The organism is Streptomyces sp. NPDC104309 (assembly GCF_055584025.1).
In genome coordinates this window covers 14,606-39,022 of record NZ_JBVJMV010000016.1, presented here as the reverse complement: position 1 = coordinate 39,022, position 24,417 = coordinate 14,606, and the positions used below count along the sequence as shown (strand labels likewise).

At 70.1% G+C, this 24,417-nt stretch carries 23 protein-coding genes; 13 read left to right on the top strand and 10 right to left on the bottom strand.

Annotated features, from left to right (window positions below):
* Window positions 1-52 precede the first annotated feature (52 nt).
* The 3 genes from ACZ68L_RS23460 to clpS all read right to left on the bottom strand — a co-directional run bounded on the left by ACZ68L_RS23460 (window position 53) and on the right by clpS (window position 2,977).
* Window positions 53-1,492 carry an amino acid permease gene (locus tag ACZ68L_RS23460; RefSeq protein ID WP_469579827.1) on the bottom strand — a complete coding sequence of 480 codons (1,440 nt, stop codon included), beginning with the start codon at window positions 1,490-1,492 and terminating at the stop codon, window positions 53-55.
* A gap of 535 nt (window positions 1,493-2,027) precedes the next feature.
* Window positions 2,028-2,612, bottom strand: coding sequence for a DUF2017 domain-containing protein (locus ACZ68L_RS23455; protein ID WP_469579826.1), 585 nt, complete (start codon window positions 2,610-2,612; stop codon window positions 2,028-2,030).
* A gap of 50 nt (window positions 2,613-2,662) precedes the next feature.
* Window positions 2,663-2,977 carry an ATP-dependent Clp protease adapter ClpS gene (clpS, locus tag ACZ68L_RS23450; protein WP_469579825.1) on the bottom strand — a complete coding sequence of 105 codons (315 nt, stop codon included), beginning with the start codon at window positions 2,975-2,977 and terminating at the stop codon, window positions 2,663-2,665.
* 78 nt (window positions 2,978-3,055) lie between these two features.
* On the opposite strand from clpS, the gene ACZ68L_RS23445 reads away from it, so the two are divergent.
* Complete coding sequence (locus ACZ68L_RS23445; protein WP_469579823.1) at window positions 3,056-4,384, top strand: nicotinate phosphoribosyltransferase; 1,329 nt, start codon at window positions 3,056-3,058, stop codon at window positions 4,382-4,384.
* 198 nt (window positions 4,385-4,582) lie between these two features.
* Window positions 4,583-5,167: a nicotinamidase gene (locus ACZ68L_RS23440; RefSeq protein ID WP_469579821.1), complete on the top strand. Its 585-nt coding sequence runs from the start codon at window positions 4,583-4,585 to the stop codon at window positions 5,165-5,167.
* Window positions 5,168-5,219: 52 nt separating this feature from the next.
* Here the strand turns inward: ACZ68L_RS23440 and ACZ68L_RS23435 are convergent, their stop codons facing one another.
* Complete coding sequence (locus ACZ68L_RS23435) at window positions 5,220-5,555, bottom strand: hypothetical protein (RefSeq protein ID WP_469579819.1); 336 nt, start codon at window positions 5,553-5,555, stop codon at window positions 5,220-5,222.
* A gap of 124 nt (window positions 5,556-5,679) precedes the next feature.
* Window positions 5,680-8,079 carry an immune inhibitor A domain-containing protein gene (locus ACZ68L_RS23430; protein WP_469579817.1) on the bottom strand — a complete coding sequence of 800 codons (2,400 nt, stop codon included), beginning with the start codon at window positions 8,077-8,079 and terminating at the stop codon, window positions 5,680-5,682.
* A 376-nt stretch (window positions 8,080-8,455) separates the two neighbouring features.
* On the opposite strand from ACZ68L_RS23430, the gene ACZ68L_RS23425 reads away from it, so the two are divergent.
* Complete coding sequence (locus tag ACZ68L_RS23425; RefSeq protein WP_469579815.1) at window positions 8,456-8,821, top strand: hypothetical protein; 366 nt, start codon at window positions 8,456-8,458, stop codon at window positions 8,819-8,821.
* Window positions 8,822-8,916: 95 nt separating this feature from the next.
* Here the strand turns inward: ACZ68L_RS23425 and ACZ68L_RS23420 are convergent, their stop codons facing one another.
* Entirely contained in the window at window positions 8,917-9,624 is a 708-nt protein-coding gene (locus ACZ68L_RS23420; protein WP_469579813.1) for an RDD family protein, read from the bottom strand.
* Window positions 9,625-9,830: 206 nt separating this feature from the next.
* Window positions 9,831-11,516, bottom strand: a complete 1,686-nt coding sequence (locus ACZ68L_RS23415; RefSeq protein WP_469579812.1) for an RDD family protein — start codon at window positions 11,514-11,516, stop codon at window positions 9,831-9,833.
* A gap of 212 nt (window positions 11,517-11,728) precedes the next feature.
* Here ACZ68L_RS23415 and ACZ68L_RS23410 point away from each other — a divergent pair, with 212 nt between their 5' ends.
* Window positions 11,729-12,205, top strand: coding sequence for an SsgA family sporulation/cell division regulator (locus ACZ68L_RS23410; protein WP_469579811.1), 477 nt, complete (start codon window positions 11,729-11,731; stop codon window positions 12,203-12,205).
* Between the two features lie 23 nt (window positions 12,206-12,228).
* Here the strand turns inward: ACZ68L_RS23410 and ACZ68L_RS23405 are convergent, their stop codons facing one another.
* Complete coding sequence (locus ACZ68L_RS23405) at window positions 12,229-13,596, bottom strand: FAD-binding oxidoreductase (protein ID WP_469579809.1); 1,368 nt, start codon at window positions 13,594-13,596, stop codon at window positions 12,229-12,231.
* Window positions 13,597-13,693: 97 nt separating this feature from the next.
* On the opposite strand from ACZ68L_RS23405, the gene ACZ68L_RS23400 reads away from it, so the two are divergent.
* Window positions 13,694-15,409 (top strand): tetratricopeptide repeat protein, encoded by a 1,716-nt coding sequence (locus ACZ68L_RS23400; protein WP_469579807.1) that lies wholly within the window; start codon window positions 13,694-13,696, stop codon window positions 15,407-15,409.
* 118 nt (window positions 15,410-15,527) lie between these two features.
* Here ACZ68L_RS23400 and hppD read toward each other — a convergent pair whose 3' ends face one another.
* Window positions 15,528-16,673 carry a 4-hydroxyphenylpyruvate dioxygenase gene (hppD, locus tag ACZ68L_RS23395; protein WP_469579806.1) on the bottom strand — a complete coding sequence of 382 codons (1,146 nt, stop codon included), beginning with the start codon at window positions 16,671-16,673 and terminating at the stop codon, window positions 15,528-15,530.
* A 133-nt stretch (window positions 16,674-16,806) separates the two neighbouring features.
* On the opposite strand from hppD, the gene ACZ68L_RS23390 reads away from it, so the two are divergent.
* From ACZ68L_RS23390 to ACZ68L_RS23355, 8 genes are all read left to right on the top strand, one after another.
* Window positions 16,807-17,280, top strand: coding sequence for an Lrp/AsnC family transcriptional regulator (locus ACZ68L_RS23390; protein WP_361451003.1), 474 nt, complete (start codon window positions 16,807-16,809; stop codon window positions 17,278-17,280).
* 15 nt (window positions 17,281-17,295) lie between these two features.
* The gene (locus ACZ68L_RS23385; protein ID WP_361451000.1) at window positions 17,296-17,943 is read left to right on the top strand and encodes an ABC transporter permease; all 648 of its coding nucleotides are present in this window, start codon (window positions 17,296-17,298) and stop codon (window positions 17,941-17,943) included.
* On the top strand, window positions 17,936-19,222 hold the full coding sequence (locus ACZ68L_RS23380; protein WP_469579803.1) for an ABC transporter ATP-binding protein: 1,287 nt from the start codon (window positions 17,936-17,938) through the stop codon (window positions 19,220-19,222). The genes ACZ68L_RS23385 and ACZ68L_RS23380 overlap by 8 nt, the downstream gene beginning before the upstream one ends.
* Window positions 19,219-20,118: an ABC transporter permease gene (locus tag ACZ68L_RS23375; RefSeq protein WP_469579801.1), complete on the top strand. Its 900-nt coding sequence runs from the start codon at window positions 19,219-19,221 to the stop codon at window positions 20,116-20,118. Before ACZ68L_RS23380 ends, ACZ68L_RS23375 begins: the two co-directional genes overlap by 4 nt.
* Before the next feature lie 2 nt (window positions 20,119-20,120).
* Window positions 20,121-21,101: a glycine betaine ABC transporter substrate-binding protein gene (locus ACZ68L_RS23370; protein WP_469579799.1), complete on the top strand. Its 981-nt coding sequence runs from the start codon at window positions 20,121-20,123 to the stop codon at window positions 21,099-21,101.
* 86 nt (window positions 21,102-21,187) lie between these two features.
* Window positions 21,188-21,796 carry a helix-turn-helix domain-containing protein gene (locus ACZ68L_RS23365; protein WP_469579797.1) on the top strand — a complete coding sequence of 203 codons (609 nt, stop codon included), beginning with the start codon at window positions 21,188-21,190 and terminating at the stop codon, window positions 21,794-21,796.
* Window positions 21,797-22,000: 204 nt separating this feature from the next.
* Complete coding sequence (locus ACZ68L_RS23360) at window positions 22,001-22,198, top strand: hypothetical protein (RefSeq protein ID WP_469579795.1); 198 nt, start codon at window positions 22,001-22,003, stop codon at window positions 22,196-22,198.
* The gene (locus ACZ68L_RS23355; RefSeq protein WP_469579793.1) at window positions 22,195-23,631 is read left to right on the top strand and encodes an MFS transporter; all 1,437 of its coding nucleotides are present in this window, start codon (window positions 22,195-22,197) and stop codon (window positions 23,629-23,631) included. The genes ACZ68L_RS23360 and ACZ68L_RS23355 overlap by 4 nt, the downstream gene beginning before the upstream one ends.
* On the opposite strand, the gene ACZ68L_RS23350 is transcribed toward ACZ68L_RS23355, so the two are convergent.
* Window positions 23,570-24,358: a YlbL family protein gene (locus ACZ68L_RS23350; protein ID WP_469579791.1), complete on the bottom strand. Its 789-nt coding sequence runs from the start codon at window positions 24,356-24,358 to the stop codon at window positions 23,570-23,572. The genes ACZ68L_RS23355 and ACZ68L_RS23350 overlap by 62 nt on opposite strands.
* Window positions 24,359-24,417 lie beyond the last annotated feature (59 nt).

The following is a 24,417-nucleotide window of genomic DNA, read 5'->3' as shown; positions in this document are numbered from 1 at the left end:
GGGACGGGCCGGTCATGAGTTGGTGACGGGCCGGAACGGGCCACAGGTGGTCTCAGCTCTTCGCGAAGGCCTTGTTCTCGGGGTTGCGGGCCCTGAGCGCCAGGTACGAGACGCCCAGGACGGCCGCCCAGAGCGGGGCGCAGTACAGCGAGACCCTGGTGTCCCTGTCGATGCCCATCATCACGACGACCAGGCCGATGAAGGCCAGTGCGAAGACGCTGGTGTACGGGGCACCGGGGGCCCGGAAGCCGGAGCGCGGGAGCACGCCGAGGTCGGCGAGACGGCGGTAGCGGATCTGGCAGACGAGGATCATGATCCAGGCCCACATGCCGGAGATGGTGGCGAAGGAGACGACGTAGGTGAAGGCGTCACCGGGCCACTGGTAGTTGATCCAGACGCCGACGAGCATCAGGGCGGCGGAGAACGTGGTGCCGGCGAGCGGGGTACCGCTCCTGGTGAGCCGGGTGAAGAACCTCGGGCCCTGCCCGTTGAGCGCGAGGTCGCGGAGCATGCGGCCGGTGGAGTACATGCCGGAGTTGCAGGAGGAGAGGGCCGCGGTCAGTACGACGAAGTTGACGATGCCGGCGCCGATACCGAGGCCCATTTTCCGGAACGAGGCGACGAACGGTGAGATGCCGGGCTGGAACTCGGCCCACGGGACCACGGAGAGGATCATGACGAGGGCGCCGATGTAGAAGACCGCGATGCGCCACGGCACGGTGTTGATGGCCTTGGGCAGGACGGTCTTCGGGTCCTTGGACTCGCCCGCTGTGACGCCGACGAGTTCCACGGCGAGGAACGCGAACATCACGATCTGCAGGGTCATCAGGGTGCCCGTGATGCCGTGCGGGAAGAAGCCGCCGTCGTCCCAGAGGTGGGCGACGGACGCGGTGTCCCCGGCGTCGGAGAAGCCGAGGGTGAGAATTCCGGCGCAGATGAGGATCATGCCGACGATGGCCGTCACCTTGACCATCGAGAACCAGAATTCGAGTTCCCCGAAGAGCTTTACGGAGATCAGGTTCACGCCGTACAGGATGACCGTGAAGACCAGCGCCGACACCCATTGCGGAATGTCGAACCAGAACGTCATGTACTGGGCGGCGGCGGTGACTTCGGTGATTCCGGTGACGACCCAGAACAGCCAGTAGGTCCAGCCGGTGACAAAGCCGGCGAAGGGGCCGATGAATTCACGCGCGTACTCCGAGAAGGATCCCGATACCGGGCGGTACATGAGGAGTTCACCCAGGGCGCGCATGATGAAGAAGATCACCAGGCCGGCGACGGCATAAGCCAGGATGAGACTGGGGCCGGCCTTGGAGATCGCCTTTCCCGCGCCGAGGAAGAGGCCGGTGCCTATGGCCCCGCCAATGGCGATCATCTGGATCTGACGGGCACCGAGGGCCCGCTGGTACCCCTCGCCCGTCGCGCCGGCATCCGCGGCCGCTGCGGCCTGACGGCCGTCCTGTCCCTTGTCGACCTGCGCCGATGTCATGTGCTGCGCCTTTCTCCACGCCGATCCGCGCCGTCGAAGCCGCGGATCGGGTCCCGATCCCCCCGGACATGGATGGAGTGCCACCGGCGGTCGCCGGCTTGTAGCGCCCTCGGGAACAAGAGTGACGCCCCCGAGTGGTCGTGAAGATTTATCACGGGCACACGGGTGAATCACTGGAGCCGATGCGGCGCACAGCACAGGGAAAAGCGGACAAGGGTTTTCAGTCGCCTCATGAGCGACCGTTCAGGTGACGGGATCGTCATTCGGATTTGAGTGTCCGTCGAGCGAACACCCCTGACGCGGGAGACGGGGTGCCCGGACGCGGAAAGCCCGGAAACCGGGGCTGGGAGACCCGGAAACCGCGGCCTGGACCGGGACCGGGAGACCCGGATACCGGAATCGGCGCCGGGGCGCCCACAGAACCGGGGCCCGAGGCCGGGAGACCGGAAAAGGAAGCCCAGAAACCCGGAAACCCGGAAGCCGGGAAACCGGGAAACCGGGAAACCGGGAAACCGGGAAACCGGGAAACCGGGAACTACGGCATCAGGGTTTCCACCAGGGTTTCCTGGAGCGCGCCGAGCCAGAGATAGGCCATGACCATCGGCTTGCGCGGATCGCTGTCGGGAAGCCGGTAGAGCGATCCGGCCTCGCCCTCGTCGTCGTCGGAGACCTCCAGACGGGTGCCGATGGTGAGCCGGAGGTCGTTGAGGGCACCGAGCCAGTGACGGCATTCGTCACCGGAGAGCTTGAGTACGGCGCCGCCGTCCTCGGCGATGGACAGGGCGTCCAGGGTGCGTACGACGGCGAGGGCGTCAACACGCTTGCGGGCGCGCAGATCGTTCTCGGTGAAGCGGCGGAACTCCGCCGAAGCGGCGCGCAGTTCGCTGTCCTCGTCGCCGTACGCCTCGGGGAAGAGGCGGGCCAGCGCGGGATCGGTGGGCGGTTTGCTGGGCCCCTCCGCGAAGAGGGCGGCCAGCGGGTCCTCGCCCTCGGCGGGTTCGTCGCCGGGGCCGATCAGTTCCAGCAGCTGGACGGCGAGGGAGCGCAGGATCGCGATCTCCACCTCGTCGAGCGCGACGGCCGCGCCGCCGCCGGGGGTGGCCTCGAAGTGGCCGGCCATGGGTTTTCTCCGATGGTGGGTCGGGCGGGGCAGAGGGGGAACGGATCGGTCTAGTTGCGGTCCTGCGTGAGGGTGGCCCACAGCCCGTAGCCGTGCATGGCCTGGACGTCGCGCTCCATCTCCTCGCGGCTGCCGCTGGAGACGACGGCGCGGCCCTTCTGGTGGACGTCCAGCATCAGCTTGCGGGCCTTGTCCTTGGAGTAGCCGAAGTAGGCCTGGAAGACATAGGTCACATAGCTCATGAGATTGACCGGGTCGTTGTGGACCAGCGTCACCCAGGGCACGTCGGGCTCGGGGACAACGAGACTCTCCTCGGCCGATTCGGGACGCTCGATCTCTGTGGGGGCGACGCTCACCCACCCCATGCTGCCACTCGGGAGGGGTCATCGCACAAACGACCCGAGATCTCGTCACTCTGACGAAATAGCGGTAGCATCCGGAACATGAACTCTGCGGACCTTGGGCGACGGGTCGGTGTGCCATCGACGGCACTCTTCACCGACCAGTACGAGCTCACGATGGTGCAGGCCGCGCTGAAGGCCGGCACGGCCGACCGGCGCTCGGTCTTCGAGGCATTCACCCGCCGGCTGCCGGAGGGCCGGCGCTACGGCGTCGTCGCGGGCATCGGACGGGTGCTGGACGCGGTGGAGAACTTTCACTTCGACGACGAGATGCTCACCTTCCTGCGCGAACAGAACGTCGTCGACGGACCCACGCTCGCCTGGCTGGCCGACTACCGGTTCAGCGGTGACATCTGGGGCTACCCGGAGGGCGAGGTGTACTTCCCCGGCTCGCCGATCCTGCGGGTCGAGGGCTCCTTCGCCGAGTGCGTGCTGCTGGAGACGGTGATCCTCTCGATCCTCAACCACGACTCGGCGATCGCCGCGGCGGCGTCGCGGATGTCCGCGGCGGCGGGCGGACGTGGCCTGATCGAGATGGGTGCACGCCGCACCCATGAACTGTCGGCGGTGGCGTCGGCGCGTGCCGCGTACATCGGGGGCTTCGACACCACCTCCGACCTGGCCGCGGGCTTCCGCTACAACATCCCGACCGTCGGGACGAGCGCCCACGCCTTCACTCTGCTCCACGACACCGAGCGCGACGCGTTCCGGGCCCAGGTCGACTCGCTGGGCCGGGGGACGACGCTGCTGGTCGACACGTACGACGTCGCCGAGGCGGTCCGTACGGCGGTCGAGGTCGCCGGGACCGAGCTCGGTGCCGTGCGCATCGACTCCGGGGACCTGCTGCTGGTCGCGCACCGGGTGCGGCAGCAGCTGGACGAGCTGGGCGCCACCGGGACGAAGATCGTGGTGACGTCGGATCTGGACGAGTACGCGATCGCCTCGCTGGCCGCGGCGCCCGTCGACGCGTACGGGGTGGGCACCCAGCTGGTGACCGGCAGCGGGCAGCCCACCTGCTCGATGGTCTACAAGCTGGTCGCCCGCGCCGGATCCGCCGACCCCGCGGAGCCGCTGCGCCCGGTCGCGAAGAAGTCGCTCGGCTCGAAGTCGTCGGTGGGCGGTCGCAAGTGGGCCGCGCGCCGGCTGGACTCGAACGGCGTGGCCGAGGCGGAGGTGATCGGCACCGGTCCCGTACCCCTGGAGCTGGCCGACCGGCTTTTGCTGGCCGAGCTGGTCAGGGGCGGTGAGGTGATCGCCCGTGAGCCGTTGGACGCCGCGCGTGCGCGGCACGTGGCGGCGCGGGCGGGGCTGCCGATGTCGGCGATGCAGCTGTCCCGCGGGGAACCGGTGATCCCCACGGAGTACGTGTGACGGGGCGGGCGCGGGGACGGTGACCGGTCCGCCCGGTGGCCGTTTCGTCCTCCATCGCCGGACGGGCTCGATGGTGCCGCCGGCAGCGCCCGAGCTCGCTGCCGGCGCACCGTCCCCTCCCTGAACCGCTCCGGAGTCTCTAGGCTCGAATACGTCCCTCATGACCGCCGACCCGTCCCCCACCGAAGGACACCCGCCATGCACCGCGCCTTGATCGTCGTGGACGTCCAGAACGACTTCTGCGAGGGCGGCAGCCTCGCCGTGGCGGGGGGCTCCGATGTCGCCGCCGCCATCACCGACCTGATCGGCGAGGCCCAGCCCGGGTACCGCCATGTGGTGGCCACCCGTGACCACCACGTCGACCCCGGCAACCACTTCTCCGCGCAGCCGGACTTCGAGCACTCCTGGCCCGTGCACTGTGTCGCCGGTACGGAGGGGGTGGGCTTCCACCCGAATTTCGCCCCGGCGGTCGCCTCGGGGGCGATCGACGCGGTGTTCGACAAGGGGGCCTACGCCGCGGCGTACAGCGGCTTCGAGGGCCTCGACGAGGACGGTGTGGGACTGGCCGACTGGCTGCGGAGCCACGGGATCACCGAGGTCGACGTGGTCGGCATCGCGACCGACCACTGCGTGCGGGCGACGGCGCTGGACGCGGTCCGGGCAGGTCTCACGACGCATGTGCTGCTCGATCTGACCGCGGGGGTCGCCGAGGAGACCACGGACCGGGCGCTGGAGGAGCTCCGCAGGGCGGGTGTGAAGCTCTCCGGCAAGCCCGTGGTGTAGCCGGGCGGGTCGGCCAGGGCTCACCCTCGCCGCTCCCACCGTCGTCCCCGCCTCAGGCCGGGCGGCGGGCCGGTACGGACGGGCGGAGCAGGGCTCGGATCGGATGCCAGAGTTCCTGCGCCCGCTGGGGCCGGGCCCGCCAGAGCATCCCGTCGGGGTGGTGGAGCACGGCGGTGATCTCGTCGGGGGTGGGCGGCTCGGCGTTGCCGCGGAGATAGACGGCACGCAGGCCCAGATTGCGCAGCCGGGTCAGCGCGCGGGCCCGGTTGGCCGCGTGCACCAGGACCCGGACGGGACTGCCCGGACCCGTTCCGTCCGTCGGGCCGGTCAGGGTGATCGCCACCACCACCGTGCCGTTCGGCAACTTGCTGAACCCTCCGCCTGCCATGCTCCGCGCTCCCCCGTGAGACGTCGTGTCAATAAGGATCTGAACAAGAGGCACCTAAACACGATCGGCCGCCGCCCGCTAGAGGGCGACGGCCGATCAAGCTCTGACCTGCGGTGATACGGAACTACTTGTGCGAGGGCCCCACCTTGACGATCATCGTCGAACCGTCGCGCGGCTCGCTGACGACCGTGATCCGGGTGTTCGTGTCAGTGACCTGAACACTTCCGGTCTTGTTCTCCTTGTACCAGTAGGTTCCCTTGTGGTCGTCGAAGACCGGGATGCCGAGCTGCGACTTGATCTGCACCGGCACATCGGCGTTGTGCAGGGTGAAGCCGTCGGTCGCGTACCGGCTGAAGGGTGCGTCGAAGGGCTGGATCTTGTTGCGGATGATCGTGCCGTCCGCCCACTTCAGCGGCTTGGCGTGCGCGTCGATCGGCAGGATCAGGCCCTGGCCCGGGTGGGCCGAGACGTTGTTGTTCTTCTGGGAACGGTCCCACTGCCAGATGAGCAGACCGTTCTGGTACGGGTAGTGCTCGACCCAGTCCGGACGGGTCTTGGAGAAGCCGAAGTTGTACGGTCCGACCTTGAGGGTCTTGTCGTAGCTGACGTACTGACGGTTCTCCGCGATGTAGTACTGCGGGTAGTCCTTGGTGAACGACTCGCCGACGCGGGAGAAGCCCTTGGCGGTCCAGCCGTTGTCGTCGCCCTCGGCGTTGTCCGTGAAGAGCGCGGCACCGTCGGCGTTGACCGAGATGGTGTCGGCGGCGAAGCCGACGCCGCCCGCGCCGCCGTCGGTGGTGTAACGGAAGCGGATGTCGATCTTCTTGCCCGCGTAGGCGTCCAGCGGGTAGGAGAGCTTCTGGTACGCGCCGGAGACATCGGTCAGGGCCGGCTTGTCACTGGCGTCGCGCGGGATCGCCTTGCCGTCGGCCGTGCCGTCGATCGCGGTCCAGCTGGTGCCGCCGTTGTCCGACACCTCGGTGTAGAGGAAGTCGTAGTCCTTCTCGATGTCCCAGAAGCCCGCGAGGTCCAGGGACGCCTTGGACTTGCCGGTCAGATCGACCGAGCGGGACAGGGTGTTGTTCAGGTTGTCGCCCATGTTGCTCCACCACTGCTTGGAGCCCTCCGCGGGCTTCGTGACAGCGGTGGTGACGGGCTTGTCGGGCAGTGTGACGAGGAGCGCCTGCTTGTCCTTGGTGTTGTACTCGGACACGCCCAGCTTGTGGGTGGACTTCGTCGCGGCCTTGGCCTCGTCGTAGTTGAGCCAGCCCAGCTGGAGCTTGTCCCAGGCGGTCATGTCGCCGGGCAGGTCACCGATCTGGTTCTTGCCGGTGCCGAGCCAGGAGCCCGCCGACATCAGGGACCAGAAACCGACCGAGTTCTCGGCGGTGTTGGTGGTGTCGTACAGGTCGGGCAGGCCCAGGTCGTGGCCGTACTCGTGGGCGAAGACGCCCAGGCCGCCGTTCTCGGGCTGCGCGGTGTAGTCGCCGACCCAGATGCCGGTGTCACCGATCTCGGTGCCGCCGGCCTTGTTGTAGGCCGGACCGGTCGCGCCGGCGTCGGTGCCGTAGGCGTACCAGCGGTGCGCCCAGACGGCGTCGGTGCCCTGCGCACCGCCGCCCGCGGACTCGTCCTCACCGGCGTGGACGATCTGGAAGTGGTCGATGTAGCCGTCGGGCTCGTTGAAGTCGCCGTCGTTGTCGTAGTCGTAACGGTCCCACTGGTCGTACTGTGCGAGATCCGCCTTGATCTGCTCCGGGGTGCGGCCCTTGGCCTTCTGGTCGGCGGCCCAGGCGTTCACGCCGTCGCGGACCATGTCCCAGACGTTGGCACAGTTGGTCGAGCCGCAGTAGTTGGAACCGTAACGGGCCTCGTTGTACGGGATCTTGACCCAGTCGGTGACCTGGCCGTCGACCGAGTAGCGCCCGGAGGACGTCTTCTCGTAGTAGGTCTTCAGCGAGTTCTTGCCGGCGCCCGTACCGAAGTAGAGGTCCTGGAAGTGCGCCTGGTTGTAGTCGGCCTGCCAGGCGGTGCTGTTGTCCTTCTTGGGGTCCGGCTTGGCGATCGTGTTGTGGGCCGGGCCGGGCGTGCCGCCGTACTTCTTGACAGGAGGCTTCGGGCCGTCACCGTCCGGGTCGAACATGGTCGTGTCATCGACCTTGTCGCCGAACTCGACCAGGATCGTGAAGATCTTGTCGGTCTTCTCGCGGCCGAGCTCGACGTACTTCTTGTCGTCGAGCTTGACGACCTGGGAGCCGCCCCGCTTCGATATCTTCTTGTCACCCGATATGACCTTTTCCAGGGCGGCCTGACGCTGCGCGTCCTGCTGCTCGCTGAAGGGGCCCTTCAGATCGTGCTCGTTGCCCTTGGCCGAGCCCGGGTCGCGGCGCTCGACCGCGGAGGCCTTGGCTCCTGATGCATGGTCATCCGCCTGCGCGGTGGCGAAAGCTGACGCCGTGGCGGCAGTGGCGGCCATGGCCACGACAACCGCTGCGGCGCGAAGCGCCCGTCTATGAGTGGTCACTTGATGCAGTCCTCCCCGGCGCCCGCGGCTGCGGCCTGGGGTGGTGTGGTGGGGGCCGCGCGCGGATACGCGTCACAAGTGACGACATTCGACCGGAGTTACGAGAGAAAAGACAGATCTTGACTTGAACAGGCCAAGTGCACTATGCAGGAGCGCATTTCCGTTATCCGGACGTCCACCACGCGGGCAACCGGCGCGTCACAGCCCGAGCCCGGAGCGTGGAATGACTCCGTGCGCCCCCCGTGCACCGGCACCGTGGGTTAGGCCATGCTTACTACCGGCTCCTCTCGGGCATCCACCGTCGTAGAGTCGCTTGACAGTGCGACCGTGTTGAGAGACTGCCCACCCATCCGATGCCCCGAGGACGGATACCGCCATGCCGCGTATCACTGCCGCACAGCTCTCCTACGGTTCGGTCACCGTCGTCTTCTCGACCCTCGCCATGCTGCTGCTCTCCCGTACGGGTTCGGGCCTCGGCATCGCCGTCATCGGGACCGCGGCGCTCGCGCTCGGTCTGCTGGTGGCCGTGACCGTACCCCTCCCGTCCCGGGCGAAAACAGCGAAGTCGTCGAGGGCCGGGGCCGCGGCCCGTACGAACCAGGACGCGGTTTCCGCCGCCGTCGAGGCCGAGGGTCTCGCCCGCGACGGCGTCCAGGCCTCGATCCCGGCGGCCCGCGTGGCCGAGCGGCGTGGAACGGCGCGTGTGGACGGGCGTCTGAACGAGCACTCCCTGCGTCGCTGACGCTCAAAGGCCTCGGTCTCCGTACGGGTTCGACGACCGAACCCGTACGGAGACCGAGGCCTTTGAGGCGTGGGGCGGTGAGGACGCCTGTTGCCTCAGTTGGTCTGGACGACCACCGTCTTCGCCGACTTGTCGTGCAGGCCCTGCCGGTAGGGCTTGTCCGTGAACATGAGCACGATGTTGATCAGCCACCACAGGCAGGGGCAGCACAGCAGCGCCGGCAGCCACAGCACCACGGCCCGCAGGAACGCCGTCCCGGTGTCCGGCACCCGGCCGTCGTTGAGCATCGCGACCCGCAGCTTCAGCAGCCGTTTGCCGATGGTCCGGCCGTCCTTGTGCGTGAAGTACGTGTCGTACGCGACGTAGACCACCAGCCCGATCAGTGACCAGAGCAGTTGGTGGCCGCTGTACGTCTGGCTGAAGACGTTGCCGACACCGTTGTTGCTGGTGTTGTCGTTCGACATCTCGACCGCGCCGCCCCAGGGCAACGAGATCAGATACAGCGGGATCGAGATGATCAGGAAGTCGATCAGCCGGGCCAGAATCCGCTTTCCCGGTTCACCGAGCGGCGGCATGCCGGCCAGCGGATCGGCACCCCCGTACGGGCCACCGCCGCCATAGGGACCGGGATCGTAGGGCGGCGGAGGCGGAGCGCTGTCGTAGGGCGAACCCGATGGCGGGCCCTGCGGGCCCTGGGGCTCCTGCGGCCCCGGCGGCTCCTGCGGCCCTTGTGACCCCTGCGGCTTCTTGAGGAACGGGTCGTCCTCGGGCGGCTCACCGGACGTCGGCTGATCGTTGCTCATGGGGGCAGTGCATCCCGGCCCACGCGCGCCCGCAACGGCTCAGGTGCGTTCGGGGGAACGGGTCTGCCCCGAGGCTCCTCACCCGATGGGCCGTCAGCCGGACGAGTGCGCTCAGCGGCTCCCCGCGCGGGTCGGCCCCGATGTCGGCCGCGACCTCTGGCCCGAAGCCGGCCCGCGCGGTCGGCGCGACAGGCCGGCGCCCGGGGTCAGCCCGCGACGAAGGTGTGCGCCGCCTTGTCGTGCCAGCACTGCCGCCACGGCCGGTCGAACACGCACCAGAGCACATTGACCACCCCGACCACCAGGACGCCCAGCACGCCGTAGACCAGCCAGCGGCGCAGCGCGGCACCGAAGGCCGGGGCCCCGTGGGACTCGATGTCCCGCACTTCGAGCCCGCAGAGCTTCTTGCCGAGCGTACGGCCCCACTTGGCGGTCGGCAGTGCCTCCACCAGGACGCCGAGCACCAGGAACGCGGCGAGCACCGCGCCGAACAGACCGGCCGTGGTGGAGTCCACCAGCCAGACGGTGACCGTCTCGCCGGACAGTTTCGCCGCGCTGATCTTCGCGTCGATGTGGTCCATCGCCCGCGAGCCGAGCGGGAACCCGATCGCGCCGACCAGCGCGGCCAGCACCACCGTGTCGATGAGCCGGGCGGCGAACCGCTTGCCGAGTCCGGCGGGCCTGGCCGATGCCTGGGCCTGCGCGAGCTGCTGGAAGTGGTCGTCGACCGGGGGCTTCCAGGGCACGACGGGCTGGTCCGGCTGTCCGCCCTGCGCACCGAACTGCGGAGGGGGCTGCTGAGCCTGGAGCGGGAGCTGAGGCTGAGGGCGGGGGGCCTGCTCGGGGTGGGCGAGCTGATGGATGTGCTGCGGCCAGGAGGCGGCACCGTCGCCCGCGCCCGGCGTGATGGGGCTGTTGGGCTCGCCCGAGGTGAGGGCGGCCGGGGCCGGGGCAGGGGCCGGCGCGGGACTCGGGCCGGGAGCCGGGGCGGGGGTCTGCGCCGGGGTCTGCGCGGGAGGCCGCGAACCGGTCCCCGGGGTGAGCGCGCGGATCGCCATCGTCCCGTCCGCGGGCGGCTGTTCCGTCGTCCGGGGTGCGGGCGGACGGGTGCCCCGGCCCATGGCACGGATCGCGACCGTGCCGTCGATGGGCGGCCCTCCCGCGTCGCCGCCGCTGCCCGTACCGCTGCCACCGGGGCGGCCCGTGCGGTCGGCCCGGATCGCGACGGTGTTCTCGGGTGCCTGGCCACCGCCGCGCACGCCCGGCAGCGCAGCCCCCGCCGGGTCCGGGGAAGCGGGCCGCCGCGGGTCCGCGGGAGCACGGTCGACGGGCGCCCGGACCGCGGGGGCGAGATCGGCCGGGAGCCGGGAGCCCGGCGCCCGGACCGCGGGGACACGGTCGGCCGGGATCCGTTCGGCGGACATACGGGGATCCCGGCTGGGCTCCGGTCCCGAGCCGGACGCGGCCCCGGACCGGGACTCCGGCCCCGACGGCCGTCCCTGCTCGCCCCGTTCGTCCTGCTCGCCGGGCTGCCCGGTGCCGCCCCAGGAGACCCGCCGGTCGCGCTCCCCGCCGAAGCCGGTCTGCCGGGACGCGTCGGCCTGCCAGGCGGTGGCTGGTTCGGGACGGTTGTCCGCGAACGGCTCCTCGTCGAGGAAGACCGGACCGGTCTCGTCCACCGGTGCGTCGGCCGACGCGGACGCCGGGGCCGCCGGCTGCGGTCCGCCCGCCGCTCCGCCGGGCGCCGGCTCGCCCTGGGGAGGGGCGGGCCGGCTCGTGCCGGGCACCCACGAAGCGCCGTTCCAGTACCGGACGTATCCGGGAATGGACGGGTCGGGGTAGTACCCCTCGCGGGGGCTTTCGTCACCGGGTGCCGGGGTTGGGGCGCTCATCACCGTGGTCCCGTATCTCTTCGAGGCCGCAATTCAACGGGTCCACATCTATCAGACGCCCGCGTACCCCTGGGCCGGTCCAGGGGATTGGGCCACTTTCCGGTCACCCGGAAATTTTTTCCCGAAGTCGCGTAATAGGTGGCGGGGAGGGCGCTCTCTCCCTGTGCGGACCGGTCACGGGACCGGCCCACAGGCACTGGAAGGACGCACTCATGCACACCGTCGTGGAACGCGAGCTGGAGTTCAAGCTGGTTCTGTCGCCCGAGCGCAGCATCCCCGTCCCCGCCCGGCTGACGTTTCGCACCGAGGATCCGTACGCCGTGCACGTCGCCTTTCACATCGGCTCCGAGTTCCCCGTCCGCTGGACCTTCGCCCGCGATCTCCTGATCGAGGGCGTGTTCCGGCCGTGCGGCCACGGGGACGTACGGATCTGGCCGACCAAGGTCGACGTCCGCAACGTCCTCTTCGTGGCGCTGACTTCGCCGGACGGCGACGCGCTTCTGGAGATGCCGTCCGCCGCGGTGGCCGCCTGGGTGGAGCGGACGCTGCGGCTGGTCCCGCCGGGTACGGAGTCCGAGCGGCTGCGCATCGACGAGGGTCTCGCCGAACTGCTCGCGCCGCTGCCGGCCGACGATCTGTGGCTGAGCGACCCGTGGGGGCCGGACGAGTCGCAGGACGGCGACGCGTGAACGGCCACGGTCCCGGCCGGCCGTCAGAACACCTTGCCCGGGTTGAGCAGCCCCAGCGGGTCGAACGCCTGCTTGATGCCCCGGTGCAGTTCGACGCCCACCTCGCCGAGCTCGCGCGCGAGCCACTCCTTCTTCAGCACCCCGACCCCGTGTTCGCCGGTGATCGTGCCGCCGAGCGCCAGGCCGAGCGCCATGATCTCGTCGAAGGACGCACGGGCCCGCCGGGACTCGTCCTCGTCGGTGTGGTCGAAACAGACGACGGGGTGGGTGTTGCCGTCGCCCGCGTGTGCGCAGACACCGATGGTGAGGCCGTACTTCTCGGCGACGGCGGCGGTGCCTTCGAGCATCGCGCCGAGTTTCGAGCGCGGCACGCAGACGTCGTCGATCATCGTGGCCGGCTTGACGGTCTCCAGCGCGGTGAGCGACATCCGCCGGGCCTGGAGCAGCAGATCGGACTCGGCGGCGTCCGCGGCGGGGACCACCTCGGTGGCGCCCGCCGCGGTGCACAGCTCGGCGACGGCGGCCAGGTCGGCCGACGGGTCCGGGGTGTCGAAGGCGGCGAGCAGGAGCGCCTCGGTGGTGTCGGGGAGGCCCATGGAGGCCATCGTGTTGACGGCACGGACCGTCGTACGGTCCATCAGTTCGAGGAGTGACGGGGTGTGACCGCGCTCCATGATCCGGCAGACCGCGTCGCAGGCGGTGGCCGCGCTCGGGAACTCGGCGGCCAGGACCAGCTGTCGCGGCGGCCGGGGCTTCAGCGCCAGCACGGCCTTGACGACGATGCCGAGGCTGCCCTCCGAGCCGACGAAGAGCCGGGTGAGGTCGTAGCCGGCGACGCCCTTCGCGGTGCGGCGGCCGGTGGTGAGCAGCCGCCCGTCGGCGAGGACCACCTCCAGGCCGAGCACGTACTCCGCGGTGACCCCGTACTTCACGCAGCACAGACCGCCGGACGCGGTGCCGATGTTGCCGCCGATGGTGCACATCTCCCAGCTGGAGGGATCCGGCGGGTAGCAGAGGCCGTGCTCGTCGACCGCCCGGGACAGCACCGCGTTGACGACGCCCGGTTCGACGACGGCGATCCGGTCGACCGGGCTGATCTCCAGGATCCGGTCCATCTTCACCAGGGACAGCACGATGCAGTCGTCGGAGGCGTTGGCCGCGCCCGACAGACCGGTGCGGGCCCCCTGCGGGACGACCGGGACGCGCAGGGCCGTGGCCGTGCGCATGACGTGCTGGACCTGCTCGACCGTGCGCGGGAGCACGACGACGGCCGGTGTGCCCGCGTCGCAGAAGCTCGCCATGTCGTGGGCGTAGGAGGCGGTGACGTCGGGATCGGTGATCAGGGCCTCGTCGGGCAGCCCCGCACGCAGTCGTTCGAGAAGACCGTTCATGATCCAATCGTGGCACCCGGGCCCATTGGTGTGAACCCGTCTCCGGCTGCCTTCGCAAGACGCGGTGTGCTCTTCGTACTGACGCAGAGTGATCGGCATGGATGTCATGCCGCAGCAGCCTCCGGAGTCCCCCGATTCGACCGAGCCTCCCCTTGAGCCCCCCGGAACCCGGCCGGCACCGCCGGACCCGGCGGCGTCGGAGGACGAGCTGCCACCCGTGTCGCTGCGGACGACGCTGCGCAGGGCGGCCATGGGCATGGTGGCGGGTGCGGTGCTGGTGACGGGTGCGGTGGTGGCCGTGCCGGAGGACGAGAAGAAGTCCGCGCCGCCGCCCGCGCCGGGTCCGGTCTCGCGGGCCCTGAAGGCGACGGACCTCGGCTATCCCGCCTCGCTCTCCGATCTGACGGCGCTGATGGGGGACCGGCAGCAGTGGGTGGGCACGCATCCTTCCGACGCGGGGGCGTGGGCGCTGCTCGGTACGTCCTACGTGGAGTGGGGGCAGCGCTCCGCGGACGAGGCGTACTACGGCCGGGCCGAGCAGGCGCTGCAGCGCTCGCTGAACGTCGAGCCGGGTGAGAACGGGAACACGGCGGCCTGGGTGGGACTCGCGACGCTCGCCAACGCCCGGGGCGACTTCGGCGCGGCGAAGAAGTGGGGCGAGAAGGTACGGGCGCGGGAGCCGAAGCAGTGGACGGTCTACCCGTCCCTGATCGACGCGTACAACGGCCTCGGTGACTACAAGGCCTCGCGCACGGCGGTGGAGAGGTTCACCGCGCTGCGCCCCGGCAGCACTGCGCTCCTGCGTACGGCGCGGATGTACCGGGACCGCGGCCGGCGCGAGGACGCGCTGGCGAACGCGCAGGACGCGGCCGACCGGGCCACGGCTCCGGCGCAGAAGGCGGACTGCCTGCACCTGCTGGGTGAGCTGGCCTGGGAGCGGGGCGAGCCCGAGGAGGCGGTGGCGCAGTACGGCGCGGCGCTGCGGACCGACCGTGCCCACCCTCCGTCGCTCGCGGGCCGGGCCAGGGCGCTGGCGGCGCTCGGCCGTACGGACGAGGCGCTGCGCGACTACCGGGCGGCGCTGGCTCGTCTCCCCCGGCCCGAGTACCTGCTCGAACTGGGTGAGTTGTACGAGTCGCTGGGCCGGGACGACGAGGCCCGGAGCCAGTACGGGCAGCTCGGTGAGGCTCTCTCGCGCGGCGACGCCCAGGGGGTGGACAACGCGCTGCTGCGCGGCCGTTTCGAGACCGCTCACGGGGATCCGGCGGTGGCCGTGAAGTCGCTGCGGGCGGAGTGGGGCCGATCGCACCGCAGCGCGGCGGTGGCGGACGCGCTGGGCTGGGCGCTGCACCGCTCCGGTGATTCGTCCGCCGCGCTGAAGTACGCGACGCAGGCGGTCGCGACGGGTGGGCAGAACGCCTCGTACATGTCCCACCTGGGCGCGATTCAGCAGGCGCTGAAGGACTACGGTCCGGCGCGCCGCAGTCTGGAGGCGGCACTGCGCACCAATCCGCACTTCTCACCGCTGGAGGCTCCGGCGTCCCAGGAGGCACTGGACTCGCTGGCCCGGCTCCCGGCGGGCGCCCCGCAGGACGTGCGGCCCGCCCCGGAACCCGAGCCGGCGGCGCGGGCCGAGCCGGCGGCACCCGCGCCGGCGCCGCAGCGGCGGACGCCCGCGAGAACCCCGGCCCCGGCCTCGACCCCGGTGGCGGAGCCGAGCGCGCCGAACCCCGGGCCGCAACCGAGCGATCCGGACCTGCGGATGGCGGCGGGAGCTCCCGGCCCCGGCACGCACGCGCCGGGCGGCCGCTGACAGACCGCCGGGGCCAAGCGGCCCGTGCGCCGTGTGCCGGGGCGTGCCCGCCGGTGGGAGCCGCACCTGAGGCGGGGCCCCCGGTTGTGCCGGGGGCCCCGCCGTCACGCCCTGGGGATCAGAGGTTGCCGCGCTTCTCCTGCTCGCGCTCGATCGCCTCGAACAGGGCCTTGAAGTTGCCCTTGCCGAAGCCCATCGAGCCGTGGCGTTCGATCATCTCGAAGAAGACGGTCGGGCGGTCCTGGACCGGCTTGGTGAAGATCTGCAACAGGTAGCCGTCCTCGTCGCGGTCGACGAGGATCTTCAGCTCGCGCAGGATCTCCACGGGGACCCGGGTCTCGCCCGCCCACTCGCCGAGGGTGTCGTAGTACGAGTCGGGGGTGTCCAGGAACTGGACGCCGGCCGCCCGCATCGCGCGCACCGAGGCGACGATGTCGTTCGTGGCGAGCGCGATGTGCTGGACGCCCGCGCCGCCGTAGAACTCCAGGTACTCGTCGATCTGGGACTTCTTCTTGGCGATGGCCGGCTCGTTGATCGGGAACTTGACCTTGAGCGTGCCGTCGGCGACGACCTTCGACATGAGCGCGGAGTACTCGGTGGCGATGTCGTCGCCCACGAACTCCTTCATGTTGGTGAAGCCCATGACCTTGTTGTAGAAGCCGACCCACTCGTTCATCCGGCCGAGTTCCACATTGCCGACGCAGTGGTCGATGGCCTGGAAGACGCGCTTGGCGGGCGGCTCGACGATCGGGGCCGCGGCGACGAAGCCGGGCAGGTAGGGGCCCTCGTAGCCGGTGCGCTCGACGAGGGTGTGGCGGGTCTTGCCGTACGTGGCGATGGCGGCGAGCACGACCGTGCCGTGCTCGTCCTTGACCTCGTGCGGTTCGGCGAGACCGAGGGCGCCGTGCTCGACCGCGTACGCGTAGGCCGCTCGGGCGTCCGGGACCTCGATGGCGAGGTCGACGACGCCGTCGCCGTGCTCGGCGACATGGTCGGCGAGGAAGCGGCCGTGGTCGGTGGACGCCTTGATGACGGAGGTGAAGACGAAACGGGCGGACCCGTTGGTCAGGACGTAACTCGCCGTCTCGCGGCTGCCGTTCTCCGGTCCGGAGTAGGCGACCAGCTTCATGCCGAAGGCCGTCGAGTAGTAGTGCGCGGCCTGCTTGGCGTTGCCGACGGCGAAGACGACCGCGTCCATTCCCTTGACCGGGAAGGGGTCGGCCTGCCGGGCTGTGTCGGGGGTGGTGTGCAGAGTCTCAGTCATGTTCGAAGACTCTCGCCGCTCCGCAAGGTGCGCAACAGTTCGCGAATTCCCTGGGCAATCTGCATAGCCGAAAGGGACGATGGCCGGGCCATCTGTACATGATGACCATCACAGCGACCCCCGGAGGCGGACCATGGCGATCGATCACTTGGACGGGCGGCTCATCGTACTGCTGGCCCGCGAACCCCGTATCGGCGTCCTGGAGGCATCGCGTCGGCTCGGCGTGGCGCGCGGGACGGTGCAGGCCCGCCTCGACCGGCTTCAGTCGAATGGCGTCATTCGCGGATTCGGTCCGACCGTCGATCCGGCGGCGCTCGGCTACCCCGTCACCGCGTTCGCGACCCTGGAGATCAAGCAGGGTCAAGGGGGCGATGTACGGGCCCACTTGGCCGGTGTTCCGGAAGTGCTGGAGCTGCACACGACCACGGGGCACGGCGACATGCTCTGCCGTCTCGTCGCGCGTTCCAACGCCGATCTCCAACGGGTGATCGACCGGGTTGTCGGATTTGATGGCATCGTCCGGGCCTCCACGGCCATCGTCATGGAGAACCCGGTTCCCCTGCGCGTCATCCCGCTCGTCGAGCAGGCCGCGGGGGACGACGACTGAAGCGAGGAGTGGCGTGTGAGCTTCTGGGAGTATCTGGGCAACCGGCACCAACAGCTGCTCACCGACGCGTACCAGCACGTCAGCGCCGTGTTCCAGTGCATGGTCATCGCCACGGTGCTCGGCGTCCTGATCGGCGTCGTCACCTATCGCAGCGGATGGGCGGGGTCGCTGGCGATCACATCGACGGCGACGGTCCTCACGATTCCCTCGCTCGCCGCGATCGGTCTGCTCATCCCGCTGGTCGGGCTCGGGGTCGCGCCCACGGTGATCACTCTGACGCTGTACGGGCTGCTGCCCATCGTCCGCAACTCCATCGTGGGACTGCGCGGCGTCGATCCGGCACTGGTCGACGCGGCGCGGGGCATCGGGATGTCGCGGCCGGCCCGGCTGTGCCGGGTGGAGCTGCCGCTCGCCTGGCCGCCGATCCTCACCGGCATCCGGGTCTCCACACAGATGCTGATGGGCATCGCCGCCATCGCCGCGTACGCCTCGGGCCCCGGCCTGGGCAACGAGATCTTCCGCGGCATCGCCTCGCTGGGCAGCGCCAACGCGATCAATCAGGTGCTCGCGGGCACGCTCGGCATCGTCATCCTCGCCCTGCTCTTCGACGCCGCGTACGTACTGCTCGGGCGGCTCACCATTCCCAGGGGGATCCGTGTCTGAGACCGCCGGCTCCGGGGCCGCCCACGGGAGCACGGTCGCCGGTGACGCCGCGACGACGCGGAGCACGTCCGGTGCCACCATCCACCTGGACAACCTGACCAAGCGCTACCCGGGCAATCCGAACCCGGCGGTGGACAACGTCTCGATGGACATCAAGGCCGGCGAGACGGTGATCTTCGTCGGCCCGTCCGGCTGCGGGAAGTCCACCACCCTGAAGATGATCAACCGGCTGATCGAGCCGACGTCCGGACGGATCAGGATCAACGACGAGGACGTCACCGACATCGACCCGGTGAAGCTGCGCCGCAAGATCGGATACGCGATCCAGTCGTCCGGGCTCTTCCCGCACATGACGGTCGCCGAGAACATCGCCCTCGTACCGAGGATGGTCGGCTGGTCGAAGTCGAAGGTGAAGGACCGGGTCGAGGAGATGCTCGATCTGGTCGGACTGGATCCGCGGGAGTTCCACGGGCGCTATCCGCGGGCGCTGTCCGGCGGACAGCAGCAGCGGGTGGGCGTGGCACGGGCCCTGGCGGCCGATCCGCCGGTGCTGCTGATGGACGAGCCGTTCGGCGCGGTCGACCCGATCACCCGCGACCACCTCCAGGACGAGCTGATCCGCCTCCAGCACGAGCTGCACAAGACGATCGTCTTCGTCACCCATGACTTCGACGAGGCGATCAAGCTGGGTGACCGGATCGCCGTACTGCGGGAGCGTTCGCACATCGCGCAGTTCGACACCCCCGAGGCGATCCTCACCAACCCGACGGACGACTTCGTCTCGGGTTTCGTCGGTGCCGGGGCGGCGCTGAAGCGGCTCAACCTCACCCGCGTCCGGGATGTGGAGATGGCCCAGTTCCCGACGGTGACGGTCGACGACCCGCTCCAGTCGATCTTCAACAGGCTGCGTGGCGGCCCACACAACGAACTGCTCATGCTGGACCGCAGGAACCGTCCGTACAAGTGGCTGCGGCGCGGCGACCTGATGCGGGCCCGGGGTTCGCTGGCGCGGGCCGGGCAACTGGTCCACGACACCGTGACGCGCGACGCCACGCTGCACGACGCGCTGGAGGCGGTCCTGATCGACAGCGGTGGACGGGTCGCGGTGACGGGGCGGCGCGGCGAGTTCATCGGGGTCGTCGACATGGAGACCCTGATGAACTCCGTCCATGAACTGCTGGAGGCCGACCGGCTCGCCGCCATCGAGCACCAGCACGACCTGGAGGAGCTCCGCACCCACCAGACCGAACAGGAGCTGGAGGGCGGTCCGGGCGCATGACTCCCAACTCCCCGCCGAATCCCGAATCGAAGCCGTCCCGGCGCTCCCTTCGCCCGGCGCCCGCGTCCGACAAGGACCGCCCGCCCGGCGAACACGACGTCAGGGGCCACGCCTTCCGCGACGAGGAGGAGGAACCCGCACCGCCACCGGCCGGGCCGCGGCGCCGGATCACCTGGCGCCAGCTGGTGCTCCTGCCGCTCGCGCTCGCGGTCGTCCTGGCCCTCACCTATCTGTGGATCACCCACGTCCACCTCGACTCGATCGCGCGGAACTCGCTCACCGGCGGCAATGTGCAGCTGCGCTGGTGGCAGCATGTGAAGCTGACCGCGATCTCGACGTTCTGGGTGCTGATCATCGCCATCCCGCTGGGGATCGCGATGACCCGGCGCGGGCTGCGCAGGGGCGCCCCACTGGTCACCGCGATCGCCAACATCGGGCAGGCGACCCCGGCGATCGGCCTGCTGGCACTGCTGGTGATCTGGCTGGGCATCGGCCCGTCGACGGCGATCATCGGCATGGTGATCTACGCGGTGCTGCCGGTCTTCTCGAACACGGTGGCCGGTCTGAAGGCGATCGAACCGAACCTGGTCGAGGCCTCGCGCGGCATCGGCATGTCCGCGATGGGGACGCTCACCAAGGTCGAACTGCCGCTCGCCGTGCCATTGATCCTGGCCGGTGTACGGACGGCGCTGGTGCTCAATGTCGGTACGGCGACCCTGGCCACCTTCGTCGGCGGCGGCGGACTCGGGGACCTGATCACCTCGGGCATCCAGACTCAGCGGATGCCGGTGCTGGTGCTCGGTTCCGTACTGACGGTGGTGCTGGCGCTGCTGGTGGACTGGCTGGCCTCGCTGGTCGAGCTGGCACTGACGCCGCGTGGACTGGAGGTGGGGTGAGCATGGGCCCGCGAAAGGTGCGTGCCGGGCTCGTGGGGGCGCTCGCTCTGGCGCTGACGCTCTCCGGGTGCGGACTGAAGAGCGGTTCGCCGATGGCGGACGACGTGGTGCCGGGCTCCGTCGGCCGGGGAAAGCCGCTGTCCGGCGCCTCGCTGACCGTCACCTCGAAGAACTTCAGCGAGAACATCGTCCTGGGCCAGATGATCGGCCTGGTCTTCAAGGCCGCCGGGGCGGAGGTCCTGGACCGGACGAACCTGCCCGGTTCGATCAGCGCGCGCGAGGCGATCGTCAAGGGCGGCGCGGACGCCATGTACGAGTACACGGGCACCGGCTGGATCACCTACCTGGGCCACGCTAAGCCGATCGCCGACCCGCTGAAGCAGTGGGAGGCGGTCCGTGACGAGGACCGGAGGAACGGCGTGACCTGGCTGCCGCCGTCCACCCTCAACAACACCTACGCGCTCGCCATCAGCAGGAAGAACAACGCGAAGTACCACCTGAGGACACTCTCCGACGTCGCCGTGCTGGCCGGGAAGAACCCGTCGGCGGTGACGATCTGCGTGGAGAACGAGTTCGCCTCGCGCGACGACGGGCTGCCGGGCATGGAGAAGGCGTACGGGATGACCCTCCCGGCCGCCAACATCAAGAAGATGGACGCCGGGATCATCTACACCCAGGTCTCGAAGTCCAACTCCTGCCTGCTGGGCGAGGTGTTCACCACGGACGGCCGGATCAAGGCCATGGACCTCGAAGTGCTCGTGGACGACAAGCACTTCTTCCCCAACTACAACGCGGCGCCCGTCATCCACAGCAAGACCTTCGAGAAGTATCCGCAGATCGCGGAGCTGCTCGACCCGGTCAGCAGGAAGCTGACGACGGAGGTCGCCCAGGCGCTCAACGCCAAGGTGGACGTCGACGGGCAGGACCCGCACGACGTGGCGAAGGAGTGGCTGATCCAGGAGGGGTTCATCAAGAAGGGCTGAACCGCCGCGGCACCCCGAGCGACATGCAAAGAAGTCGCTGCAAAAAAACTGTTGCAAAGAGAGCTTTGCAACTCTACGGTTGTGCCATGCCCGCAACAGAGGACGACGGCAAGAGCGCCGTCGCCGGTCCGAAGGTCCACACGGTCGACGCCCGCACCCTGCGCGGGCTCGCCCACCCCCTGCGACTGCGCCTGCTGAGCGCGCTCCGCGAGTTCGGCCCCGCCACCGCCTCCGGTCTCGCGGACCGGCTGGGCGAGTCCAGCGGCGCCACCAGCTACCACCTCAGGCAGCTGGCGGCGTACGGCTTCGTCGAGGACGACCCCGAGCGCGGCAAGGGCCGCGAACGCTGGTGGCGGGCCGTCCACACGGGCACCGCCTTCAACAGCGACCGCTTCATGAGCCACCCGGACCCCGAGGTGCGCGGCGCCGTCGGCGTCGTACTCCACGAGATCGCCACCACACACGCCCAGGAACTGAACACCTGGCTCGGCACGATGCACGAATGGCCCGAGGAGTGGCTGCACGGCTGGGACGTCAGCGATTTCAAGGTGCGCCTCACTCCCGATCTCTCCAGGGAACTGATCGGAGAGATCCACGAGCTCGTCGCGAGCTATGAGGGCCGGGTCCCGGAGGGCACGGAGGGATCGGCCACCGTCCGCAGCCACGTCCACCTCTTCCCTCGCCCCACCGAGTAACGAGCCCGCCGGGCGACGCCCCGTTGGGCGACGCCCCGAAGCGCGACGCCCCGAAGCGCGACGAACCCGTCCGGCGGGCGAGACCACCGCGCGACGCCGCCGGCCGCGCGAGGAGCCCGCCGGGCACCGAGCCGGCCGTGCGACGAAGTCACCGAGGAACGAAGTCGCCGAGGAACGAACACCTCCGACCGGAAGGACACCGCCATGCACCCCGACACCCATCTGCTGCTGCACCACCAGCGCTCCGCCGAACTACGGCAGCGGGCAACGGATTTCGCTCTCGCCCCGGCTGATCCGCGCACCTCGCTGCGCGCCCGGCTGGGCTGGCTTCTCGTGGAGTCGGGGCTGCGCATCATGCCCCGCAGCCCCGACCGCCCCACTGTCGTACCCCGTACGGCATGAGCGGCCGGGGGGACCGCACCCCGCTCATCGCCGTACTGTCCGCCAACGCCATCTCCACGGCCGGTACTTCACTCACCCTCATCGGCGTCCCGTGGTTCGTCCTGGAGACCACGGGCAGCGCGGGCCGGGCCGGTGTCGTCGCCTTCTGCGCGACGCTGCCGATCGTCGTCTCCGCGCTGATCGGCGGGCCGGTCATCGACCGGATCGGACGCCGCCGGGTCTCCGTCGTCTCCGACCTGGTGTGCGGCCTCGCCGTCGCCGCCATCCCACTGCTGCACTACGCGGACGCCCTGGCGTTCTGGACGCTGTGTGCGCTGATGGCCGTCAGCGGGCTCCTGCACACGCCGGGCAACACGGCGCGCTACGTCCTCGTACCGGATCTCGCCGAACACGCCGGGACCACCCTCGCCCGCGCCGCCAGCCTCTTCGACGCCGTCTCGCGCGGCGCCCGGATGGTCGGCGCGGCGCTGGCAGGCATGCTGATCGCGCTGGTCGGCGCGGAGACCGTACTCCTGCTGGACGCCGCGACGTTCCTGACGTCCGCGCTGCTGATCGCGTTCGGGGTGCGCGGCGTGCGCGCGGCCGAGCCCCGCAAGACCGCGGCACCGGTGTCGCTGCGCGCGTACCGCACCGAACTGCGCGAGGGATACACCTACTTGCTGGGCAACCGGCTGCTGCTGGCGGTCGTGGTGATGGTCCTCTTCATGAACGGCACCGATCAGGGCTGGAACGCCGTCCTGCTGCCGGTGCACGCCTCCGCCGAACTGGGCGGCGCCCGGGACATCGGGCTGCTCACCGCGCTGTTCGGCGCCGGTGGACTGACCGGGGCGCTGCTGTACGGATGGTTCGGCGACCGTTTCTCGCGGCGCGCCGTGTTCACGGTGTGCGTGCTGTTGTGCGGTGCGCCCAGGTACGCCGTCGCGGCGCTGACCGGTACGACGCTGCCGCTCGCCGTGACCATGGCGCTGAGCGGCATCGCGGGCGGGATGCTGAACCCGGTCCTGACGACGGTGATCTACGGAAGCGTGCCCGACGAGCTGCGCAGCCGGGTCTCCGGGGTCCTCACGGCGGGCGGCGAACTGGCCATGCCGGTGGGCGGTCTCGCGGCGGGCCTGCTGGTGGAGAGCGTGGGCGCGCGGGGCGCGCTGCTGGCGATGGGCGGGGTGTACCTGCTGGCGACGCTGAGCCCGGCGGTGTTCCCGGTGTGGCGCACGATGGACGAGGTGGGGTCCGGGGGCAAGGCCGGGGCCGGGTCCGCCACCGGGGCCGATTCCCGGACCGTCGAGAGGCCGGGGACCGTGGGCGGCTGCGGGTCGGAGTCCGGGGCTGTGGAAGCGGTGGACGCCGCCGTACCGTCACCGGCCGCCGAGGTCAGCAGCTCGGTACCTTGTGCCCCTGCTCCAGTGCCCGGAGCGAGGACACCGCGTTCTTGAGGGTCGTGACCGGGACCAGCCGCAGCCCCTTGGGAAGCTCGGCGCCCGCCTCGTTGCATTCGGCCTTCGGGACGAGGAAGACGGTCGCGCCGTCGCGGTGCGCGGCCTGGGTCTTCAGCGACACCCCGCCGACCGCTCCGACCTCGCCGTTCGCCTGGATCGTGCCGGTGCCCGCGATGGTGCGGCCACCGGTGAGATCGCCGCCGGAGCCGTCGCCGTCGAGCTTGTCGACGATGCCGAGCGCGAAGAACAGTCCCGCGCTCGGACCGCCCACATCGGCGAGGTGCAGGGTGACGTCGACCGAGCCCTTCGGCTTGCCGAGGTAGTTCAGCGCCGCGTCGACGGCGGAGTTCTGCGACTTCCTCATGTCCTCAAGGTTGTGCTTCTCGATCTGCTTCTCGGAGCCGCCGGTCGGGTAGACGGAGTCGCGGGGCAGCACCGCTCGGTCCGTGCGGAACCAGCTGTCGATCACATCGCCGATGCCGACGTCGGCGTTGGGCCCGGTCGCGACGATCGTCGTCATCCGCAGTTCGCCCTTGGTGGGGCGGGTGGGCACGCCCTTGATGCTGATCACCGGCGTGCCGTGATCACTCCCGAGCACGTTCGCGGTCGTGCCGGGCTGCGCCAGCGTGAACGGCAGCGGCGCGAAGGCGGCCACAACGAACAGGGCGAGGACGGGCAGGGCGCACAGGACGAGGGTGCGGGAGCGCGAGAGACGAGTGAGCACCCGCCCAATCTAACCGCCGGGGCGACCGCGCACGGGCCGGGTGGCGCGGGCGCCCCGGA

What these genes read in the sequence shown, in the direction of transcription:
- ACZ68L_RS23460 (WP_469579827.1), bottom strand. Translation starts at nt 1,492, where the DNA reads ATGACATCGGCGCAGGTCGACAAGGGACAGGACGGCCGTCAGGCCGCA.
- ACZ68L_RS23455 (WP_469579826.1), bottom strand. Translation starts at nt 2,612, where the DNA reads ATGGCCGGCCACTTCGAGGCCACCCCCGGCGGCGGCGCGGCCGTCGCG.
- clpS (WP_469579825.1), bottom strand. Translation starts at nt 2,977, where the DNA reads ATGGGGTGGGTGAGCGTCGCCCCCACAGAGATCGAGCGTCCCGAATCG.
- ACZ68L_RS23445 (WP_469579823.1), top strand. Translation starts at nt 3,056, where the DNA reads ATGAACTCTGCGGACCTTGGGCGACGGGTCGGTGTGCCATCGACGGCA.
- ACZ68L_RS23440 (WP_469579821.1), top strand. Translation starts at nt 4,583, where the DNA reads ATGCACCGCGCCTTGATCGTCGTGGACGTCCAGAACGACTTCTGCGAG.
- ACZ68L_RS23435 (WP_469579819.1), bottom strand. Translation starts at nt 5,555, where the DNA reads ATGGCAGGCGGAGGGTTCAGCAAGTTGCCGAACGGCACGGTGGTGGTG.
- ACZ68L_RS23425 (WP_469579815.1), top strand. Translation starts at nt 8,456, where the DNA reads ATGCCGCGTATCACTGCCGCACAGCTCTCCTACGGTTCGGTCACCGTC.
- ACZ68L_RS23420 (WP_469579813.1), bottom strand. Translation starts at nt 9,624, where the DNA reads ATGAGCAACGATCAGCCGACGTCCGGTGAGCCGCCCGAGGACGACCCG.
- ACZ68L_RS23415 (WP_469579812.1), bottom strand. Translation starts at nt 11,516, where the DNA reads ATGAGCGCCCCAACCCCGGCACCCGGTGACGAAAGCCCCCGCGAGGGG.
- ACZ68L_RS23410 (WP_469579811.1), top strand. Translation starts at nt 11,729, where the DNA reads ATGCACACCGTCGTGGAACGCGAGCTGGAGTTCAAGCTGGTTCTGTCG.
- ACZ68L_RS23405 (WP_469579809.1), bottom strand. Translation starts at nt 13,596, where the DNA reads ATGAACGGTCTTCTCGAACGACTGCGTGCGGGGCTGCCCGACGAGGCC.
- ACZ68L_RS23400 (WP_469579807.1), top strand. Translation starts at nt 13,694, where the DNA reads ATGGATGTCATGCCGCAGCAGCCTCCGGAGTCCCCCGATTCGACCGAG.
- hppD (WP_469579806.1), bottom strand. Translation starts at nt 16,673, where the DNA reads ATGACTGAGACTCTGCACACCACCCCCGACACAGCCCGGCAGGCCGAC.
- ACZ68L_RS23390 (WP_361451003.1), top strand. Translation starts at nt 16,807, where the DNA reads ATGGCGATCGATCACTTGGACGGGCGGCTCATCGTACTGCTGGCCCGC.
- ACZ68L_RS23375 (WP_469579801.1), top strand. Translation starts at nt 19,219, where the DNA reads ATGACTCCCAACTCCCCGCCGAATCCCGAATCGAAGCCGTCCCGGCGC.
- ACZ68L_RS23370 (WP_469579799.1), top strand. Translation starts at nt 20,121, where the DNA reads ATGGGCCCGCGAAAGGTGCGTGCCGGGCTCGTGGGGGCGCTCGCTCTG.
- ACZ68L_RS23365 (WP_469579797.1), top strand. Translation starts at nt 21,188, where the DNA reads ATGCCCGCAACAGAGGACGACGGCAAGAGCGCCGTCGCCGGTCCGAAG.
- ACZ68L_RS23360 (WP_469579795.1), top strand. Translation starts at nt 22,001, where the DNA reads ATGCACCCCGACACCCATCTGCTGCTGCACCACCAGCGCTCCGCCGAA.
- ACZ68L_RS23355 (WP_469579793.1), top strand. Translation starts at nt 22,195, where the DNA reads ATGAGCGGCCGGGGGGACCGCACCCCGCTCATCGCCGTACTGTCCGCC.